Annotated in this window: 23 protein-coding genes; 13 read left to right on the top strand and 10 right to left on the bottom strand. The window is 57.9% G+C overall.

Going from position 1 to position 18096, the window contains the following annotated elements; all coding sequences use genetic code 11:
• Positions 1-31: 31 nt before the first annotated feature.
• Both AB4N84_RS17555 and AB4N84_RS17550 read right to left on the bottom strand, forming a co-directional pair.
• Positions 32-1081 (bottom strand): YihY/virulence factor BrkB family protein, encoded by a 1050-nt coding sequence (locus tag AB4N84_RS17555; protein WP_083370681.1) that lies wholly within the window; start codon positions 1079-1081, stop codon positions 32-34.
• Positions 1082-1324: 243 nt separating this feature from the next.
• Positions 1325-1516, bottom strand: a complete 192-nt coding sequence (locus tag AB4N84_RS17550; protein ID WP_460042407.1) for a CsbD family protein — start codon at positions 1514-1516, stop codon at positions 1325-1327.
• Between the two features lie 251 nt (positions 1517-1767).
• On the opposite strand from AB4N84_RS17550, the gene AB4N84_RS17545 reads away from it, so the two are divergent.
• Positions 1768-2148, top strand: a complete 381-nt coding sequence (locus AB4N84_RS17545) for a hypothetical protein (protein ID WP_460042406.1) — start codon at positions 1768-1770, stop codon at positions 2146-2148.
• 111 nt (positions 2149-2259) lie between these two features.
• Here AB4N84_RS17545 and AB4N84_RS17540 read toward each other — a convergent pair whose 3' ends face one another.
• Positions 2260-2661: a DUF2177 family protein gene (locus AB4N84_RS17540; protein ID WP_460042405.1), complete on the bottom strand. Its 402-nt coding sequence runs from the start codon at positions 2659-2661 to the stop codon at positions 2260-2262.
• 138 nt (positions 2662-2799) lie between these two features.
• The gene (locus AB4N84_RS17535) at positions 2800-3636 is read right to left on the bottom strand and encodes a CvfB family protein (protein ID WP_074753071.1); all 837 of its coding nucleotides are present in this window, start codon (positions 3634-3636) and stop codon (positions 2800-2802) included.
• 380 nt (positions 3637-4016) lie between these two features.
• Here AB4N84_RS17535 and AB4N84_RS17530 point away from each other — a divergent pair, with 380 nt between their 5' ends.
• The 4 genes from AB4N84_RS17530 to AB4N84_RS17515 all read left to right on the top strand — a co-directional run bounded on the left by AB4N84_RS17530 (position 4017) and on the right by AB4N84_RS17515 (position 6707).
• A complete protein-coding gene (locus tag AB4N84_RS17530; RefSeq protein ID WP_037012170.1) occupies positions 4017-4196 on the top strand; it encodes a hypothetical protein in 180 nt (59 codons plus the stop codon).
• A 189-nt stretch (positions 4197-4385) separates the two neighbouring features.
• Positions 4386-4871, top strand: a complete 486-nt coding sequence (locus AB4N84_RS17525; RefSeq protein ID WP_074753072.1) for a hypothetical protein — start codon at positions 4386-4388, stop codon at positions 4869-4871.
• Between the two features lie 159 nt (positions 4872-5030).
• The gene (locus AB4N84_RS17520) at positions 5031-5774 is read left to right on the top strand and encodes a TorF family putative porin (RefSeq protein WP_460042404.1); all 744 of its coding nucleotides are present in this window, start codon (positions 5031-5033) and stop codon (positions 5772-5774) included.
• Positions 5775-5837: 63 nt separating this feature from the next.
• Positions 5838-6707: a DUF6279 family lipoprotein gene (locus tag AB4N84_RS17515; protein ID WP_460042403.1), complete on the top strand. Its 870-nt coding sequence runs from the start codon at positions 5838-5840 to the stop codon at positions 6705-6707.
• Positions 6708-6863: 156 nt separating this feature from the next.
• On the opposite strand, the gene AB4N84_RS17510 is transcribed toward AB4N84_RS17515, so the two are convergent.
• A complete protein-coding gene (locus tag AB4N84_RS17510) occupies positions 6864-7274 on the bottom strand; it encodes a transcriptional regulator (protein ID WP_074753075.1) in 411 nt (136 codons plus the stop codon).
• A 182-nt stretch (positions 7275-7456) separates the two neighbouring features.
• On the opposite strand from AB4N84_RS17510, the gene AB4N84_RS17505 reads away from it, so the two are divergent.
• Positions 7457-7732: a hypothetical protein gene (locus AB4N84_RS17505; protein ID WP_460042402.1), complete on the top strand. Its 276-nt coding sequence runs from the start codon at positions 7457-7459 to the stop codon at positions 7730-7732.
• 98 nt (positions 7733-7830) lie between these two features.
• Here the strand turns inward: AB4N84_RS17505 and AB4N84_RS17500 are convergent, their stop codons facing one another.
• Complete coding sequence (locus AB4N84_RS17500) at positions 7831-9183, bottom strand: DEAD/DEAH box helicase (RefSeq protein ID WP_460042401.1); 1353 nt, start codon at positions 9181-9183, stop codon at positions 7831-7833.
• 179 nt (positions 9184-9362) lie between these two features.
• Between AB4N84_RS17500 and AB4N84_RS17495 the strand changes: the two genes are divergently transcribed.
• Positions 9363-10634 (top strand): mechanosensitive ion channel family protein, encoded by a 1272-nt coding sequence (locus AB4N84_RS17495; protein ID WP_460042400.1) that lies wholly within the window; start codon positions 9363-9365, stop codon positions 10632-10634.
• Positions 10635-10712: 78 nt separating this feature from the next.
• On the opposite strand, the gene AB4N84_RS17490 is transcribed toward AB4N84_RS17495, so the two are convergent.
• Entirely contained in the window at positions 10713-10949 is a 237-nt protein-coding gene (locus AB4N84_RS17490; protein WP_460042399.1) for a hypothetical protein, read from the bottom strand.
• A gap of 421 nt (positions 10950-11370) precedes the next feature.
• Positions 11371-11607 (bottom strand): hypothetical protein, encoded by a 237-nt coding sequence (locus AB4N84_RS17485; protein ID WP_074753080.1) that lies wholly within the window; start codon positions 11605-11607, stop codon positions 11371-11373.
• Between the two features lie 225 nt (positions 11608-11832).
• On the opposite strand from AB4N84_RS17485, the gene AB4N84_RS17480 reads away from it, so the two are divergent.
• Positions 11833-12117, top strand: a complete 285-nt coding sequence (locus AB4N84_RS17480; RefSeq protein ID WP_460042398.1) for a hypothetical protein — start codon at positions 11833-11835, stop codon at positions 12115-12117.
• 30 nt (positions 12118-12147) lie between these two features.
• Here AB4N84_RS17480 and AB4N84_RS17475 read toward each other — a convergent pair whose 3' ends face one another.
• Positions 12148-12747, bottom strand: a complete 600-nt coding sequence (locus tag AB4N84_RS17475; RefSeq protein ID WP_074753082.1) for an FMN-dependent NADH-azoreductase — start codon at positions 12745-12747, stop codon at positions 12148-12150.
• A 160-nt stretch (positions 12748-12907) separates the two neighbouring features.
• On the bottom strand, positions 12908-13222 hold the full coding sequence (locus tag AB4N84_RS17470) for a 3-phosphoglycerate kinase (protein ID WP_074753083.1): 315 nt from the start codon (positions 13220-13222) through the stop codon (positions 12908-12910).
• Positions 13223-13272: 50 nt separating this feature from the next.
• Here AB4N84_RS17470 and AB4N84_RS17465 point away from each other — a divergent pair, with 50 nt between their 5' ends.
• The 5 genes from AB4N84_RS17465 to AB4N84_RS17445 all read left to right on the top strand — a co-directional run bounded on the left by AB4N84_RS17465 (position 13273) and on the right by AB4N84_RS17445 (position 18016).
• A complete protein-coding gene (locus tag AB4N84_RS17465) occupies positions 13273-14199 on the top strand; it encodes a LysR family transcriptional regulator (protein WP_460042397.1) in 927 nt (308 codons plus the stop codon).
• Between the two features lie 168 nt (positions 14200-14367).
• Positions 14368-15168 (top strand): alpha/beta fold hydrolase, encoded by an 801-nt coding sequence (locus AB4N84_RS17460; RefSeq protein WP_460042396.1) that lies wholly within the window; start codon positions 14368-14370, stop codon positions 15166-15168.
• Between the two features lie 3 nt (positions 15169-15171).
• On the top strand, positions 15172-15312 hold the full coding sequence (locus tag AB4N84_RS17455; RefSeq protein ID WP_460042395.1) for a hypothetical protein: 141 nt from the start codon (positions 15172-15174) through the stop codon (positions 15310-15312).
• Positions 15313-15433: 121 nt separating this feature from the next.
• A complete protein-coding gene (locus AB4N84_RS17450; protein WP_460042393.1) occupies positions 15434-15991 on the top strand; it encodes a peptidylprolyl isomerase in 558 nt (185 codons plus the stop codon).
• A 165-nt stretch (positions 15992-16156) separates the two neighbouring features.
• Complete coding sequence (locus AB4N84_RS17445) at positions 16157-18016, top strand: ABC transporter ATP-binding protein (RefSeq protein ID WP_074753087.1); 1860 nt, start codon at positions 16157-16159, stop codon at positions 18014-18016.
• The last annotated feature ends 80 nt before the right edge of the window (positions 18017-18096 follow it).

Genomic DNA, 18096 nt, shown 5'->3' with positions numbered 1-18096 from the left:
CGTACAGACGCGCATCCTGCCACAGTATCGATCAGGTTTTGTCGGTCTTGAGTGGATGCAGATGCGGGTCGTAATCGTGGTCATGACTCTGATCGCCGTGATCACTGTGGTGGTCGATGTAGTCCCGACTGTGATCGCGCCCCAACCCTGACACATGCTTTTTCTGACCCGCTGGCACCTCGGTGCCCGGCTCGGCGTCGACACCGCCGTCACCAGCGACCTTCTCGCCCTTGTCCTTGCCCTCTTGGGACATATGCTCGATCACCGCATTCATCTCCGCGCCCAACAGCAGCACCGATGCGGAAATGTAGAAATACAGCAGCAGCACGATGATCGCACCGATGCTGCCGTACATCGCGTCGTAGTTGGCGAAGGTTTTCACGTACCAGGCGAACGCCAGCGAGGCGACGATCCAGACCACGACGGCCAGCACCGAGCCGGGTGTGATGAAGCGAAATTCCTGCTCAACATCGGGCATGACGTAATACATCATCGCCACCGAAACCATCAGCAGCAGGATGATCACCGGCCAGCGCAGGATGGTCCACAGGGTCACGATGAAATCTTCCATGCCGATCTGCGCCGCCAGCCAGCCCATGACTTGAGGGCCCAGGACCATGAGCGCTGCGGCCGCCAGCAGCATGCCAGCAAAGGCGATCGTGTACAGCACGGACAAGGGAAGACGCTTCCACACGGGGCGCTCTTCGACCACGTCATAGGCGGCATTCATCGCGCTCATCATCAGGCGCACACCGGCCGACGCACTCCAGAGCGCGATGACGATACCAATCGACAGCAAGCCGCCCTTGGATTGCTGGAGCTGATCGATGACCGGGTTGACCTGGTCCAGCGCCTGCGGCGGCAGCACCAGTTCGGACTGCAAACGCAGCCAGCTGAAGAAGTCAGGCAGGTGAAGGAAGCCGATCAGGGCGATCAGGAACAGCAAAAAAGGAAACAGCGAGAACAACGTCTGATAGGCCAACGCCGAGGCGTACGTCGACATCTCGTCGTCGAGAAACTCTTTGACCGTTCTGACCAGCACCGTTCTGAAACGTAGCTGGCGCAAATCCGGGAATATCATGGCGTCTCCTTTCGCGACGTAGACGTATCTGAAGCACATTTACCTATACGAGCGGGCAAACGCTTTGAAATTCCGTATGCCCGCCACACCGGGCCGGCTTTTTACATTGAGTTAAGCACTTTTGCCATGGCCGACACGTCTCCAACCATTTTTGGCCGGACACAATAACGGCCATCACTGGATGGCCGCTAGAGGTCACGCTGTGTTCGCCAGAGGTGCCTTACACCTCAAGCGCCCAGGCCATCAGGCCTTGTCGACGCCTTTTTTGACGGCATCTTTGGTCTTGCCGACCGCTTGCTGCGCTTCGCCTTTGAGCTCTTGTGCCTTGCCTTCGGCACGCAGTTTGTCGTTGTCAGTCATTTTGCCGACACCTTGCTTGACGTTGCCCGCTGCTTCGTTGGCCATGCCTTTGATTTTATCGCCAGTGCTGCTCATAAGAATTCTCCAGGGTAATAATCGGTGTCATAACCTCGACGTAAAGATTGACTGGCGGCTGTTCCCGAGAGTTTCAAATATTTTTCGAGCGGTGAGGGGGCAGGTGTAACGGCGCTTTTCATCGCACGGCTGCCTCGCACCGACAGTTTTGGCTTTATGTTTGCCCGACAACCTCGGAGAATGCGCGGCCGAGCCGGACGGTGCCTATCATGCACGCACGGGTTCAACAGATTTTGATCCACAGGAACGCTATGAAAATCGACAAGCAGCAAGCCATTGCGCGCCGCAATGAGCAACTGGGTGGCGCCGTACTGGGCACCAATAACACCCACTTCGCCGTTCTGGACCCCAAGCGCAATATCTGGTGGTTCGACCTGCCCGTGAGCCGTCTCGCGGTGGGCCAGTACGAGTGGCTGCACCTGTTGCTGCACACGCCTAGCACCGACGAATTGATCCACTTGAAAGTGACCACCAAGTTCCTGCGCGAGCAGAAAGACGGCGTGGTCATTCGCAATGAGGGCAAACGCAAATCGACCGTCAGCCTGGAGCTGTCGGCAGACAAGGATTCGTACCTCAAGGACATGCGCCCGAACGGCGCGAACCTGAGCTTTGCGGCGTTTGTGCAGCAATAGCCCTCCGCAAAGTCTGTAGGAGCGCGCTTGCCCGCGAACAAGAGGGGCTGCATCCGATTCGCCGGATGACACGACGTAATCGCGGGCAAGCGCGCTCCTACACGGGGCTGATCAACCGAGCTTGCGGCTCACCCAATACCCCACCGCCCCCGCCACACCCGATGCAAACGTCCCCCACGCCCAGTCCACCAGTGCGAGTTGCGAAGGCCAGCCCTGCAAGGTCGCCCAGTTGGTGAGGTCGTAGGTGCCGTAAGCCATCAGCCCCAACAGCGCGCTGTAGCCTGCCGCATACCGCAGGCTTGCACGGCCGACGCCCGGCAATACGCCGATCAGCACGATGCCGACGATATAGATCAGGTAAAACAGCACCGCTGGGAAGATCACCGGTCGCGCCAGCATCAGAGGTCCGAGCCACTCGCGGTAGGTCGGCCCCATCAGCACGCCCAACCAAAGACCGTCGAGCACCAGAAACGCAAGAAGCGTTGGCAGATAAGCGCTGAGAAATCGTTTCATGAAAAAAGCCCCGAAGTCCGCATGGTCGCGTACCGGAAGGCACGCTCAAGGCTGTGACCCTGCGTCATCGCCGATAGCTGCAAAAAGCGTTGCACTTTTTACTCGGCGATAACGCTGGCTCAGGTCAAATCAGGTCCGTCACACCAACTCGATACGGTCGGCATGAATCACAATCTGCCCCTGCTTGTACAACGCGCCAATGGCCTTCTTGAAGTTGCCCTTGCTGACGCCGAACAGGTTGCTGATCACGGCCGGGTCGCTCTTGTCGCTCACCGGCAACACGCCGTTGTTCTCACGCAACTTGCCGAGGATCTTGGCGTTAAGGCTGCTGGACAGTTGTTCGCCCACCGGCTGCAGGCTCAGGCTGATGTTGCCGTCGCTGCGCACTTCCTTGATGAAGCCCTTTTCCTGTTTGCCCGAACGCAGGAACTTGAACACTTCGTTCTTGTGGATCAGGCCCCAATGCTTGTTGTTGATGATGGCCTTGAAGCCCATCGCGGTTTCTTCCGCCACCAACAAGTCCACTTCCTGACCGACCGTGTAGTTGGCCGGCACCTTGTCCAGATAGCGGTCCAGGCGCGTGGTCGCGGTGATGCGGCGGGTGTGCTTGTCGAGGTAGACATGCACCACGCAGTAATCACCGGCTTTCAGCGGACGCTTTTCTTCGGAGTAAGGCAGCAGCAGGTCCTTGGGCAAACCCCAGTCGAGGAAGATGCCGATGCTGTTGACTTCGACCACTTTAAGACTGGCGAACTCGCCCACCTGAACTTTCGGTTTTTCAGTGGTGGCAATTAACTTGTCGTCGCTGTCCAGATAAATAAAGACGTTGAGCCAGTCTTCATCTTCGCTGGGAATATCTTTGGGGATATAACGATTGGGCAGCAATATTTCGCCGTCCTGCGCCCCGTCCAGATATAAACCGAAGTTCGTGTGTTTCACCACTTGCAAACTGTTGTAACGCCCGACTAAAGCCATGTCCAGATACCCTCATTGCGTGGGCGGCATTCTACCCGAGTTTGCCGTCGGGTTGCCGCTCGCGCGCACGCCGTTTTCGAGCACTGTCTGGATGCCTTGAAAATCAAGGCTTTGGTGAACGCTCAACCTGCAGGACAGCTGTACGAAGGGCCATTCGTCAGGTGATACGACGGATATACAAAGATATTTTCACGCAATTTCGGCCATCGAGGACGCAGCCGTTGGCAATTAAAACAGGCATTTAGCCGGGATTTTTGCGAAATGATTTGCGTCTTCAGGATAAATCGGTCTATGGTCCGCACGGATATTTACCAAGCAATTCTCCTCACATTCCGATAAGATGGCCGGCCGTATTAATTTTATATAGGTCAATAGCAGCCATGCGTGTAAAAGCATCCAACTCGAAAGCCAAGCCAGCTCCTGCCGTTGAGACCAGCGATTCGATCAACGCACAAATTGCGGCTTTCCTGAAATCCGGTGGCGAGATTCAACAGATCGCCAAAGGCGTCAGCGGCCAGACCTTCGGCCCGTCGAAACAGATCTCCCTCGGTAAAAAGTAAATCTTTCCCCGCCTGCGCGGTCGACATCCAGGCGCTTTGATCACAAAGCGCCAGGTCCATCGCTCCTTCGCTCCATCAAAGCTCTGCTTTACTGTCTGCTGATAGACCCTCATCCCAGTCTCGTGCTGGCGTGTCGACAGATCAGACAGGACGATGCCCTGATCACTGGACGTCTTTGCGGAAACCGATATGAAAAAATGGATGTTCTTCGGCGCCTTGCTTTGTCTTGGCCTGGGCGGTTGTGCAACACACGGGTGTGACACCTCGGCGCCAGGCAGCCCTTGCCGGGCGGACTATCTGCTTTATCAGAACGACATGCTTCAGGCCAAACTGCTGATCAATGAGCGGCGTGAAGAGAACTACGAGCTGGCCAGTGCCCTGCTCAAACGCGCAGCGAAGCAAGACGCCACCGGAGAGGCCGAGTTTTATCAGGCGGTGCTGCTGATTCGGCTCGGCGCCGATGAACATCAGGTCAACGACATGCTGAAGGAATCGGCAGATCGCAAGTATCCGTTGGCCATCGCCCTGCTCGCAGAGCGGACCGCTACGCGGGATCAGGAAAAAGCACTGATCTACCGATCGCAGTACGACGAACTGGACGTCGCCAAGAGCGGCTATCCCTCGTTTGCGCAGGCGCTGATCGTGGTCAACAAGCTGGTCGCGCGCAACAAGTGATCGCAAGGTTCACATTTTCTGTGATGAATCGACCAGCGGTCGATTCATCACCGCATTCGCCGGTATGCTTGCGGGGCTCTAGCTCGCGGTTCTTATCCGGCCTCCGCCTGACGATATGACACCTTGGATCCACTCCTCTGAAACTGAAAGGAGTGACGCATGCCTTATGCTCGCTGTTTTTCGCGTTATACCGGCGCCGTGTTTGCCTGCGCCGTGGCGGTGCACCAGCCTGCCCATGCTCAAGTGATAGAGCGCGAACTGGGCGACTTCAGCCTCAAACTCGGCACGACGCCGAGCCGCTCGATGGCTCAGGGTCTGGTGACGCCGGGCAATGGTGACTCTGCCTTCCATGGCGGGCTGGACCTGACCCACGACAGCGGTTTCTACTTCGGTCAGTGGTCGCCCAGTGCTGGTCTTTCGCCGGACACCAACCTTGAGGTCGACTCCTACATGGGCTTCAAAAAGCCCTTCGACAAGACCTTGGGCTATGAGCTTGGCGTCATCCGCTACAGCTACCCCAACACCGATCAGATCGACAGTCACGAGCTGTACGCAGGCTTCCGCATTTTCGACAGCCGCATCGGCACTGCGGTGAGTACTGACGCAGGGCGCCAGGACAGCACCCTGTTCCTGGACCTGGGCGGCCTGCCGTACCTGGGGCTGGACGTACGCATGCAATACGGCAACCACCAACTCGACTCGCCGACCTTCATCGACGGCGGTGGCGCTATCAGCGCCTACAACGATTGGTCCTTTAACATCTCGCGCCCCTGGCTCGGTATGGACATGAACCTGATGTACAGCGGCTCCAGCCTCACGGGCGCCGATTGCAGTGCCTACAGCGGGCACAACAGCCAGTGCGAAAGCGCGGTGACGCTGAAGGTCGTGCGCTCGTTTTTCTGATGGGCTGAACTGGCATGACATCGCTGGCTCTATAACTGGGAGACAAACCGGCAAGGAGCTGTCATGCGCAACGTGTTAAGGACCTGCACCTCACTGTGGCTTGGATTGCTGTTGATCACCGGCTGCAGCCAGATAGGCCTCACGTACCGGCATCTGGATCTGATCATTCCGTGGTCGCTCAACGACTACCTGGACCTGGACGCCACCCAGAAGGACTGGCTCAACGAACGCCTCAAAGAGCACCTCAGCTGGCACTGCAGCACGCAGATTCCCGATTACCTGACGTGGCTCGATCGTCTGCAGGGCATGGTTGAAACCAATAAAGTCAACGAGGCCCAGCTCAAGGCGCGCACGGCCGAAGCACGACAGGCCATCGCCACCATTTCCCAGGAAATCACCCCGTCCGCCGTCGAATTGCTGCGCCAGCTGGATGACCAGCAAGTGGCGGAGATGGAAGCTGCGTTCGCCAAAGACATGCGCAAACATGAGGCCGATTTCGTCGACCAACCACTGGATCGGCAAGTCAGCGATCGCGCCCAACGCATGGAAAAACGCCTGAGCCCGTGGATTGGCAAACTGAGTCCGGCCCAGAAAGACCGGGTGATGCAATGGTCGACCTCACTGGGCGAACAGAATCGCTTGTGGATCGATAACCGCGCGCACTGGCAGTCGTTGCTGGTGGACGCCGTCAAACAGCGACATCAACCGGGTTTCGATCAGAAGATTGCGAAGCTGTTGCAGGATCGCCAGACCTTCTGGACCCCGGAGTATCGTCAGGCGTATGACCATACCGAACAGGCGGCGATTTCACTGATTACCGACCTGGTGGCACAGAGCTCGCCGGAACAGCGCCAAAAGCTGCTGGAAAAGATCGCAGACGTTCGAAAGGACTTCACCAACTTAAGCTGCTTGAAGGGGCTTAAGAAAGCGTAAAGCGGGACGCCTCCCTACAAGACTGAGGTCTGGACACAATTGCGTGCATCAACCTGTTCCGCGTAGGAGACGTCCGAGGTTACGAGGGCAGCGAAGGCGGCGTGTCATTCACCGTTTGAGGTGCTGACCTGACGCATTCGTCAGGACCAGCCTCGATCAAGCCACTTGCGCTTTGGACGACACCTCATCAAACGTATCCGGATCCAGCGCATCGGCTTGTTCATCCAGCACCTGCCGTGGGTGGTCATTGCCGGGGATGCTGCTGTCGATCATCGCCAGCAAGCTTGAGCCACGAGGGGTCAGCACGAAGTTTTCGCCATTGCCGCCCTCCTCTTGCGGCCTCGACTCAATGAACCCGCGCTTGAACAACAACGCTTCAAGGTCCGCGGCCTCCATTTTCAGGGTGTCCAGATTGCCCGTGCTCTCGCCCTCGGCCGCTTTCGCAGCGGCATGTTCTTCGGCGTATTTGCGAGGAACGAAAGGCTTATCGGCGCTGTTCTGGACTTCATGCAACAGGCGCTCGATCAAGTCCCAGTCATAGCGTGTGTTGTCGGATTCAGCAGACATAGTCCAACCTCCAGGAAGGAAAGGGGTGACCCGTGACGTCCGGTCTTCGGGCTTCACGCTCTTGAGGTGTGACCGGCCGCAACGCCGCCCGTTCAGCCCACGGGCCCAGCGGTCGAATGATGAACTTTTGCCTCGCACACGCCCTCCATTTCAATAAGCCCGCAATGGCTACAGAGGCAATCATGAAAACCCTGACAAGCATCACCGCAGCCGTGACGCTGCTGGCGGCGTTACCGGTCTGGGCTTGCACGCCTGAGGAGGCGCAGGCCAAACGGGAACAGCTGGCGCAAGAGGTGCAGAAACTGACCCAACAGAACCCCGCGAAGGCGAAGGAGTTGAATCAGGAGATCAAGGACATGCAACTGGAAACCGCCAGCAAGGACCTGCCGGACAAATGCCAGCTGATCGATCAGCGATTAAAGGAGATGGATGAAGCGGCGAGGAAGGCAGAAGGCTAGATCAAACTGACTGATGTAGGAGCGCGCTTGCGGCAGGCCTGATTAATCGTTGCCCACTGACAGAATGCAATCGCGGGCAAGCGCGCTCCTACACGTTTTTATTCCGAGACCGGCGGACGGATGACGCGCTTCTTCAGCGGTGCGAGACCATCCTGGCTCACCAACGGATCGGCCTTCGGACGGTTCACCGTCTTGCGTTTGGTCGGGCCCTTGGCGGCGGTTTTCTTCTTGTCGCCCTTCTTGTCACCTTTGCCGTCGGCCTTTTTCTTCTTCACACCTACGGCTTTGCCGGATGCCTTGACCTTCTTCGGCCCGGTGTAAGTGCCTTTGACTTCCTTGATGGTACGGCGCTCGAACTTCTGCTTGAGGTAGCGCTCGATGCTGGACATCAGGTTCCAGTCACCGTGGGTGATCAGGGAGATCGCCAGACCTTCGCCGCCCGCACGGCCGGTACGACCGATGCGGTGAACGTAATCGTCGCCGGTGCGCGGCATGTCGAAGTTGATGACCATGTCCAGACCATCAACGTCCAGGCCACGGGCCGCGACATCAGTGGCCACCAGGATCTTCACGCCGCCCTGCTTCAAGCGATCGATCGCCAGCTTGCGGTCCTTCTGGTCCTTGTCGCCGTGCAGGACGAACGCCTTGTACTCCAGCGCAACCAGACGGCCATAGATGCGGTCGGCCATGGCGCGAGTGTTGGTGAAGATAATGGCTTTCTGGTAGGTCTCGTTGGCCAGCAGCCAGTTCAACACTTGTTCTTTGTGAACGTTATGGTCAGCGGTGATGATCTGCTGGCGCGTACCGGCAGCCAGCTCGCTGACGCTATTGACCTGCAGATGCTGTGGATCTTTCAGCACCTTGGCGATCATTTCGCGCAGGCCCGAACCACCGGTGGTGGCGGAGAACAGCATGGTCTGCTGACGATTGGCGCACTCGCCGGCCAGACGCTCGACGTCTTCGGCGAACCCCATGTCCAGCATGCGGTCGGCTTCATCGAGCACCAGCAGTTCAACCTGCTTGAGGTCCAGGTTGCCGGCGTTCAGTTGCTCCAGCAAACGGCCGGGCGTGCCGATCAGGATGTCAGGCACCTTGCGCAGCATGGCGGCCTGAACCTTGAAGTCTTCGCCACCGGTGATCAGACCGGCCTTGATGAAGGTGAACTGGGAAAACCGCTCGACTTCCTTGAGGGTCTGTTGCGCCAGCTCACGGGTCGGCAGCAGGATCACCGCGCGAATGTCGACGCGAACCTTGGCCGGGCCCATTAGGCGATTGAGCATCGGTAATACGAAAGCGGCAGTCTTGCCACTGCCGGTCTGTGCCGTCACCCGCAGATCGCGTCCTTCCAGCGCCAGCGGAATGGCCGCTGTTTGCACAGGCGTAGGCTCGACGAAATTGAGTTCGGCCACGGCTTTGAGCAGGCGTTCGTGCAGGGCGAATTGGGAGAACACGGGTGTTACCTCGGCGGAATACAAAAAAACAGTCGCATAGGTTACCGGTTTAAGCCGTGTTCGCCGAGTCTCTTTACCTCAAAGGGCCTATTTTGTTACGGGATTTACCCTGTGCAGCTTTCACTGGCGCAACAATGCTCTAATCGCGCCCCCCTTTTTCATCAGGAGATCATGTGCCCATGGACACTCACTCACTCTGGCTGCGTGCCCAAGAACTCTGGGCCCTGCTCGAACACCAGCCGATGCTGCGCACGACCCTGGGTTTGCTGATCTTGCTGGTCGCCGCATTCGCCCTCGGGCGTCTGGTGCGGTTCATCGTTCTGTCCGCCATGAAGGCGCTAGGTCGTCAGCCGGCGCTGTTCTGGCTCAACGATTTTTTGCACAACAAAGTGTTTCACCGTCTCGCCCAAGTCACCCCTTCGCTGGTGATCCAGTTCGGGCTGAACCTGGTGCCCGAGCTGAACCCGACCGCCAGCCATGTGCTGGGGAATGTCGCGCTGGCGTTCACCATCCTGTTCATGATGCTCACCGTCGGCGCACTGCTCAACGCCCTGCTCGACATCTACGCCCGCACCGAGCACGCCCGAACCCGCTCGATCAAGGGTTACGTCCAGCTGGCGAAGATGATTCTGTACGTGTTCGCCGCGATCATCATCGTCGCCACCCTGATTGACCGTTCGCCGCTCTTGTTACTGTCGGGCCTGGGTGCAATGTCCGCGGTGATCCTGTTGGTGTACAAGGACACGCTGCTGTCGTTCGTTGCCAGCGTGCAGTTGACCAGCAACGACATGCTGCGGGTGGGCGACTGGATCGAAATGCCTCAGGTCGGCGCCGACGGTGATGTGGTGGACATCACGCTGCACACGGTCAAGGTGCAGAATTTCGACAAGACGATAGTCTCCATTCCCACATGGCGCCTGATGTCCGAGTCGTTCAAGAACTGGCGCGGGATGCAGGCGTCAGGCGGGCGCCGGATCAAGCGCGCCCTGTTCATCGATGCCAGCGGCGTGCGGTTTATCGCCGAGGCCGAAGAGCAGAAACTGACGCAGGTGCGACTGCTCACCGATTATCTGGGCCGCAAGAAAGCAGAGCTCAAGGCCTGGAACGAAGCGCAGGGCAATGTCGCCGAGCTCTCCGCCAACCGTCGTCGAATCACCAACATCGGCACCTTTCGCGCCTACGCGCTGGCGTACCTGAAGAGTCATCCGGACATTCATCCCGACATGACGTGCATGGTGCGTCAGATGGAAGCGACCGCGCAGGGTGTTCCGCTGGAAATCTACTGCTTCACCCGCACCACCAGTTGGGCCGACTACGAACGGATTCAGGGAGATATCTTCGATTACCTGCTGGCAGTGTTGCCGGAGTTTGGCCTGAGCCTGTATCAACAACCGAGCGGGACGGACATGCGGGTAGGGTTGGCGAGGTCGTCGAAAGACAGTGTCGCCTGACCGTTATTGCAGGCAAACAAAAAGCCCGGCATCTGCCGGGCTTTTGCTGTGCGTTCAGGTCAGACCGAACTTGGCACGTTATTCGTAACGCTGATAGCTCGAACCGAACTCTTTGCGATTTTGCGCAACGATCACGGTGCTGGAAGACTTGCTATCGAAAGGTTTAATCGCATCTTTACTGGCGACTTTGCTGTCCAGAACAGTGGCGCTGGAAGCATCGACGATAGCGCGCTGATACGTTTTTTCAGGACTGGCAAACGCCGAACCTGCAGCCAGAATGGAAAGTGCGAAACCGAAGGCAATGGACTTTTTCATGATTTAGATCTCCGCAGAACTGTTGGTAAGTTGGGTAATTCGTTTCGTTGGAGCTAAGTTAATGGTTGGCGGCGGCAATGAAAAACCACCCGTTGAAATATTCAACATCAGCGTCGCTGATATCAGGCACCCGCTGCTCTAGCTCAATGATTTCGGGACGTTCAAGCCACAGCGAAACAGATTCGGGATTGCACAATACGGTTTACAGCAGGCGCATCGAGCAGCATTTCTCGGGGGTCGGGGCTACGTCTCGCGAATAAATTCGCTCCTACAGTGTTTCGATACACGGGTCGGAATATCGGCACTGTCGGCACGCGCTATTATTATGGGTAACAGCCTTCCGGACGTTTTTCCCAGACAGCAAAAAGCCCGGCATTTGCCGGGCTTTTAGTGTGCGCTCAGTTAAGACTGAGCTGGCACATTACTCGTAACGCTGATAACTCGAACCGAACTCTTTGCGGTTCTCAGCCACGATGACAGTGCTGGACGATTTGCTGTCGAATGGTTTAACTGCATCTTTACTGGCGACTTTGCTGTCCAGAACAGTCGCGCTGGAAGCATCGACGAGCGCGCGCTGAGTTGTTTTCTCTGGACTGGCGAAAGCAGAACCGGCAGCCAGGATGGACAGTGCGAAACCGAAGGCGATTGATTTTTTCATGATTAAGATCTCCGCAGAACTATTAAGTAAGTTAGGTATTCGGTAAGTCGGTGATTCGTTTCGTTGGAGCCAATCTATTCGGTTGGCCGGCACATGAAAAACCAAGCTTGGGAATATCAAACATCACTCCCGATGATGCAGTCGTGCGGGGTGTCTAGCTCAAGGATTTCGGTGTTTTAACCCGTGTTTGGCGAGGCGCTCGACGGCTGATTCGGACGGAAAAACGTGATCAGTGAAGCGCATGAGTGGCTCGATTCGAAGCTTTCGAATCCGCTGACTTCTGTAGGAGCGCGCTTGCCCGCGATTGGCCGGTGCATTCAATACATCTATGTGGCGGTAAAAATTATCGCGGGCAAGCGCGCTTCTACAGACAGCGTGCGCATCCAGCAGGCAATAAAAAACCCGATGACCCGGCGCAAGGTGGCGGGTCTATCGGGCGATGCACTCAGGAGCGTTTCAAGTGCCAAGGGAGAGTCGATGAACACGAGAATGATCACGCGCCGGGATTAACGGACGATTAAGCCCCGGCGCTTCGGACCCTCAGGCCACTTGAGCGAGCTTGGCAACCGCCTGATTCAGGCCCTTCTCGGAGAAGTCGCCGCCCATGTTCAGGCCTTCAGCGTGAATGAACGTGACGTCGTGGATGCCGACAAAACCCAGTACCTGACGCAGGTACGGTTCCTGATGGTCCGACGGGCTGCCGGCATAGATGCCACCGCGCGCGGTGAGGACATAGGCGCGCTTGCCGGTCAGCAGACCTTGAGGGCCCGTGTCGCCATATTTGAAGGTCACACCGGCGCGCAGCACGTGGTCGAACCAGGATTTCAGCGTGCTGGGAATCGCGAAGTTGTACATCGGGGCAGCCAGCACCACGACATCGGCGGCAACCAGCTCGTCAGTCAGCTCATTGGAGCGATCCAGTGCGGCCTGCTCAACCGGGCTGCGCTGACCTGCTGGCTTCATCCAGCCACCCAGCAGATCGATGTCCAGATGCGGGACCTGCTTGACCGCCAGATCACGCACCGTGATCTGGTCGGCAGGATGGGCCGCGCGCCATTGGCTGATGAATTGCTGAGTCAGTTGACGGGACACGGAGTCTTGCTGACGGGCGCTGCTTTCGATGATCAGGACGCGAGACATGGGGTGGGGCCTCCAGCGAAATGGATGTAGATGAGTTCGATGGAGTGAAGGTTAAACGTGACTATATCGATTAAAAAGCGTAAAAAACTGCTTCTAAATATCTAATAATTTGTTTCATCGACAGAAGAGGATTAGTCTCTTCTGTCACCTGATGGGCGAATTATTGCGGTTCACAGCTGAGCTTGATCCGCAGCTTGACGATCTCGCGGCTGAATTTGACGGTGACGTTACTGGTGCTTTTTGGGGCGATTTGCACACGACGCGTGCGCGGCGCCTCCGGGCCGTTGCTGAAGACCACCGTGCACTTGGCCGGAACATCGCCATAGTTGTTCACCGTGATATTGCCGATGTCGTAAGCGGTGTCATGGCTGTTGTAGTCGATTTGCACGCCGTTGATGTGCTTTTCCACATCGATCGGGTAGGCAAAGGCGCTCAGGGGCAGCATCGTCAGCAGCACACAACAGAATTTTTTCATACGGCAGTCCTCATTATTGGACGGCCAGCTTAGGACAACAGGAGCGAAAGATGAAAGCGCCCCGCGTGACCCTTGATCAATGGCGCACATTGCAGGCCGTGGTCGACCATGGCGGCTTTGCCCAGGCAGCCGAAGCCCTGCACCGCTCGCAGTCTTCGGTGAGCTACACCGTGGCCAGAATGCAGGACCAGTTGGGCGTGCCATTGCTGCGCATCGATGGCCGCAAGGCCGTATTGACCGAGGCCGGTGAGGTGCTGCTGCGTCGCTCGCGTCAATTGGTGAAAAACGCCAGTCAACTGGAGGACCTCGCCCATCACATGGAACAGGGCTGGGAAGCCGAGGTTAGACTGGTCGTCGACGCGGCTTATCCCAACGCCCGGTTGGTCCGCGCGTTGACCGCGTTCATGCCACAGAGCCGCGGCTGCCGGGTGCGCTTGCGTGAGGAAGTGTTGTCCGGCGTTGAAGAGGTCTTGCTCGAAGGCGTGGCGGACCTGGCGATCAGCGGATTCAATATCCCTGGCTATCTGGGCACCGAGATGAGCTCGGTGGAGTTTGTGGCGGTCGCCCACCCGGAGCACTCGCTTCACCAGATGCAACGCGAATTGACCTTTCAGGACCTGGAAAGCCAGTTGCAGGTGGTGATTCGTGACTCGGGCCGCAATCAGCCCCGGGACGTCGGCTGGCTGGGTTCCGAACAACGCTGGACCGTGGGCAGCCTGGCGACCGCGGCGACCTTTGTGAGCAGCGGTCTGGGTTTCGCCTGGCTGCCTCGGCACATGATCGAGCGCGAGATCAAAGAAGGCGTGCTGAAGATTCTGCCGCTGGACAAGGGTGGCAGTCGGCGTCCGACCTTCTACCTTTATTCCAGCAAGGACAAACCGCTGGGACCTGCTACCCAGATTCTCATCGAGCTGATACAGACATTCGACACCGCACCGCTGGATGCCGCATTCGCGGCGCCGCAGCAGGCGGTTTGAGGCCGCACGACCCGATGTACACAGGATGACTGTGGGAGCGAATTCATTCGCGAATGGCCGGTACATCCGACGCACGTCTATTGTCTGTACCGACCTCTCGCGAATGAATTCGCTCCCACAGGGGGCTCGTGCGCTCGGGAACCCTCAGCCAGCACAAGGATGTAAACGATGCCCTACTTCGACCACGAAGGCTGTTCACTGCATTACGAAACGTACGGTCATGGCAGCCCGGTATTGCTGGTGCACGGCCTGGGTTCGAGTGCTCAGGACTGGGAATATCAGGTCCCTGCCCTCGCGGCGCATTATCAGGTGATCGCCGTCGACGTGCGCGGCCACGGGCGATCGGACAAACCCCGTGAGCGCTACAGCATTCCCGGCTTCAGCGCCGACATCGAGGCGCTGCTGGAGCATCTGCAACCGGGGCCGGTGCATCTGGTGGGCCTGTCCATGGGCGGCATGATCGGCTTTCAACTGGCGGTCGATCAGCCGCAATTGCTCAAGAGCCTGACCATCGTCAACAGCGCGCCTGAAGTGAAAATCAAACGCTTCGACGACTTCAAACAGTTCGCCAAACGCTGGTTGCTGGCCCGGGTGTTCAGCATGGAAACCATCGGCAAGGGGCTGGGCAAGAACCTGTTTCCCAAACCTGAACAGGCGGACCTGCGAGACAAGATCGCCAGACGCTGGGCGCAAAACGACAAACGCGCGTACCTGGCGAGTTTCAATGCGATTGTGGGATGGGGTGTGCAGGAGAAGTTATCGCGAATACGTTGCCCGACGCTGATCGTTACTGCGAAATATGATTACACGCCCGTGGCGCTAAAGGAGGCGTACGTTAGGCTTATCAATGAGGCGAGGTTGGTGGTCATCGAGGATTCCCGACATGCGACGCCGCTGGATCAACCGGAGGAATTCAATCGGGTTCTTTTGGGATTTATGAAAGAGATAGAGGCACTGTCACAGGAGTGACGCATGATGTTCAGTATCAAAAAAACACTGCCATACGTTGTGATTGGTTTTCTAGCACTCGCAGTAGCCGGTCCCGCCAACGCGGACGTGATTGATGACATTCTGGGTGTTGTGGACAACCTTCTTAAATCGCTCGGAGCATAGCCCCTGTAACGGGCACAATCCGGAACGCAGGGTCTTTCGGGGCCCTGTCCAAATCGCCCCAAACGTGTTTCCCTTATGTCCTGTTTTTCGCAGTCGAAATCACTTTCAGGACATCTGCCCCATGCTGAAAAAAATCGCCCTCTCCGCCGCTGCCGTACTGTTCGCCTCCAATCTGATGGCAGCCCCTGCTCCTCACGTGGTGCTGGACACCAGCCTCGGCCAGATTGAAATCGAACTGAACCAGGACAAGGCGCCCATCAGCACCAAAAACTTTCTGACCTACGCCAACAAAAACTTCTACACCAACACCATCTTCCACCGCGTGATCCCTGGCTTCATGGTTCAGGGCGGCGGGTTCACGGCGCAGATGATGCAAAAGCCGACGGACGACCCGATCAAGAACGAAGCCGACAACGGCCTGCATAACGTGCGCGGGACCATCGCCATGGCGCGCACGTCCGATGTGAACTCGGCCACCAGCCAGTTCTTCATCAACGTCAAAGACAACGACATGCTCGACCACGGCGTGCGCGACTTCGGTTACGCCGTATTTGGCAAAGTGGTCAAAGGCATGGACGTCGTGGACACCATCGTCAACTCCCAGACCACTACAAAAAGCGGCATGCAGAACGTGCCGGTCGACCCGATTTTGATCAAGTCGGTCAAAGTCGTGAACTAAGCTGATCAGGTGCAGGAAAGCCGGGCACTTGCCCGGCTTTTTACTTTTAGAAGCCAACAACGTGAATCAGTGCGAGCAATCGCGCCTTCACGCGGTCAGAACAAGGGACATTTTTTTCGGTCCCGCCACAAAGGAGAGCCCGCCCAAGCGTGGGCGTCATAGCCAATGCTCTATCGTCGTTTCGAAAAACTGATCGATATCTTCCGCGATGCGCCCACCGCCGCCCCACCCAACCAGGTCATGGCGTTCTACATCTATTACCTGCGCCAGGTCTGGCCCAGCTTCGTCGCCTTGCTCGTGGTCGGTCTGATCGGCGCGCTGATCGAGGTGTCGCTGTTCAGCTACCTGAGCCGCATCATCGACCTGGCGCAAGGCACTCCGAACCCCAACTTTTTCAGTGACCATGCCCTAGAGCTGACCTGGATGGTGGTCGTCGCCCTGGTCCTGCGGCCGATCTTCGTGGCCCTGCACGACCTGCTGGTGCACCAGACGATCAGCCCGGGCATGACCAGCATGATCAACTGGCAGAACCACAGCTACGTGCTCAAGCAGAGCGTGAATTTTTTCCAGAACGATTTCGCCGGGCGTATTGCCCAGCGCATCGTGCAGACCGGTAACGCCCTGCGCGACTCGGCGGTGCAGACGGTGGATGCCATGTGGCACGTGCTGATCTACTCGATCGGTGCGCTGGTGCTGTTTGCCGAGGCCGACTGGCGCCTGATGATTCCGCTGCTGAGCTGGATTCTCGGCTTCATTCTAGCGCTCTGGTATTTCGTGCCACGGGTGAAGGCGCGCTCGGTGGTCTCCTCCGATGCCCGCTCCAAACTGATGGGCCGCATCGTTGACGGCTACACCAACATCACCACCCTCAAGCTGTTCGCCCACACAAGCTCCGAGCAGCAATATGCCCGCGAAGCGATCAGTGAGCAGACCGAGAAGACCCAGCTCGCCGGCCGCGTCATCACCGAGATGGACACCGTGATCACCACGTTGAACGGAATCCTGATCGTCTGGACCACCGGCCTTGCCCTGTGGCTGTGGACCCAGTCGATGATTTCCGTCGGCGCCATTGCGCTGGCGACTGGTCTGGTGATCCGTATCGTCAACATGTCCGGCTGGATCATGTGGGTGGTCAACGGCATCTTCGAAAACATCGGCATGGTGCAGGACGGCCTGCAAAGTATTTCCCAGCCGGTGGGCGTCACCGATCGCGACGCCGCGCCGAAGCTGTTGGTCAGCCGTGGCGAGGTGAAATTCGAGAACCTGGCGTTTCAGTACGGCAAGGGCAAAGGCGTGATTCACGGCCTGAACCTGGACATTAAGCCGGGCGAAAAAATTGGGCTGATCGGACCTTCCGGCGCCGGCAAATCAACGCTGGTGAATCTCTTGTTGCGCCTGTACGACGTGCAAGGCGGCCGGATTCTGATCGACGATCAGGACATCGCCCACGTCGCCCAGGAAAGCCTGCGTTCGCACATCGGCATGATCACCCAAGACACATCGCTGTTACATCGCTCGATCCGCGACAACCTGTTGTACGGCAGGCCGAACGCCACCGAGGCCGAGTTGTGGGAAGCCATGCGCAAAGCCCGGGCCGACGGGTTCATTCCGCAGCTGACGGACTCCGAAGGCCGCACCGGCCTGGACGCGCATGTCGGGGAACGCGGCGTGAAGCTGTCCGGTGGTCAGCGCCAGCGGATCGCGATTACCCGCGTACTGCTCAAGGACGCGCCGATCCTGATTATGGACGAGGCGACCTCGGCGCTGGACTCGGAAGTGGAAGCTGCGATTCAGGAAAGCCTGGAAACCCTGATGGAGGGCAAGACGGTGATCGCCATTGCTCACCGACTCTCGACCATTGCGCGAATGGACCGGCTGATCGTGCTAGAGGACGGCCGTATCGCCGAGAGCGGCACCCACGCCGAACTGCTCGCGCACAAAGGGCTGTATGCGCGGCTATGGGCGCATCAGACCGGCGGGTTTGTCGGGGTGGAAGATTTCCCTGTGGCACCGCAGTCGTTGTAGACCTGTGATGGCTGGCCAGACATCTCCGGCCAGCCGACAGCCCTGTAGCAGCCGGTTGGGCGCGGGCGGCGTTCCGAAGA

The sequence above is a fragment of the Pseudomonas sp. S2_H01 genome (assembly GCF_054668305.1).
This window is presented reverse-complemented; position numbering and strand designations above follow the sequence as displayed.

Coding starts and splice junctions, on each gene's coding strand:
- AB4N84_RS17530 (WP_037012170.1), top strand. CDS start 4,017: ATGCGTGTAAAAGCATCCAACTCGAAAGCCAAGCCAGCTCCTGCCGTT.
- AB4N84_RS17460 (WP_460042396.1), top strand. CDS start 14,368: ATGCCCTACTTCGACCACGAAGGCTGTTCACTGCATTACGAAACGTAC.
- AB4N84_RS17555 (WP_083370681.1), bottom strand. CDS start 1,081: ATGATATTCCCGGATTTGCGCCAGCTACGTTTCAGAACGGTGCTGGTC.
- AB4N84_RS17510 (WP_074753075.1), bottom strand. CDS start 7,274: ATGTCTGCTGAATCCGACAACACACGCTATGACTGGGACTTGATCGAG.
- AB4N84_RS17490 (WP_460042399.1), bottom strand. CDS start 10,949: ATGAAAAAGTCCATTGCCTTCGGTTTCGCACTTTCCATTCTGGCTGCA.
- AB4N84_RS17465 (WP_460042397.1), top strand. CDS start 13,273: ATGAAAGCGCCCCGCGTGACCCTTGATCAATGGCGCACATTGCAGGCC.
- AB4N84_RS17545 (WP_460042406.1), top strand. CDS start 1,768: ATGAAAATCGACAAGCAGCAAGCCATTGCGCGCCGCAATGAGCAACTG.
- AB4N84_RS17445 (WP_074753087.1), top strand. CDS start 16,157: ATGCTCTATCGTCGTTTCGAAAAACTGATCGATATCTTCCGCGATGCG.
- AB4N84_RS17485 (WP_074753080.1), bottom strand. CDS start 11,607: ATGAAAAAATCAATCGCCTTCGGTTTCGCACTGTCCATCCTGGCTGCC.
- AB4N84_RS17515 (WP_460042403.1), top strand. CDS start 5,838: ATGCGCAACGTGTTAAGGACCTGCACCTCACTGTGGCTTGGATTGCTG.
- AB4N84_RS17505 (WP_460042402.1), top strand. CDS start 7,457: ATGAAAACCCTGACAAGCATCACCGCAGCCGTGACGCTGCTGGCGGCG.
- AB4N84_RS17525 (WP_074753072.1), top strand. CDS start 4,386: ATGAAAAAATGGATGTTCTTCGGCGCCTTGCTTTGTCTTGGCCTGGGC.
- AB4N84_RS17540 (WP_460042405.1), bottom strand. CDS start 2,661: ATGAAACGATTTCTCAGCGCTTATCTGCCAACGCTTCTTGCGTTTCTG.
- AB4N84_RS17520 (WP_460042404.1), top strand. CDS start 5,031: ATGCCTTATGCTCGCTGTTTTTCGCGTTATACCGGCGCCGTGTTTGCC.
- AB4N84_RS17455 (WP_460042395.1), top strand. CDS start 15,172: ATGATGTTCAGTATCAAAAAAACACTGCCATACGTTGTGATTGGTTTT.
- AB4N84_RS17475 (WP_074753082.1), bottom strand. CDS start 12,747: ATGTCTCGCGTCCTGATCATCGAAAGCAGCGCCCGTCAGCAAGACTCC.
- AB4N84_RS17495 (WP_460042400.1), top strand. CDS start 9,363: ATGGACACTCACTCACTCTGGCTGCGTGCCCAAGAACTCTGGGCCCTG.
- AB4N84_RS17535 (WP_074753071.1), bottom strand. CDS start 3,636: ATGGCTTTAGTCGGGCGTTACAACAGTTTGCAAGTGGTGAAACACACG.
- AB4N84_RS17450 (WP_460042393.1), top strand. CDS start 15,434: ATGCTGAAAAAAATCGCCCTCTCCGCCGCTGCCGTACTGTTCGCCTCC.
- AB4N84_RS17470 (WP_074753083.1), bottom strand. CDS start 13,222: ATGAAAAAATTCTGTTGTGTGCTGCTGACGATGCTGCCCCTGAGCGCC.
- AB4N84_RS17550 (WP_460042407.1), bottom strand. CDS start 1,516: ATGAGCAGCACTGGCGATAAAATCAAAGGCATGGCCAACGAAGCAGCG.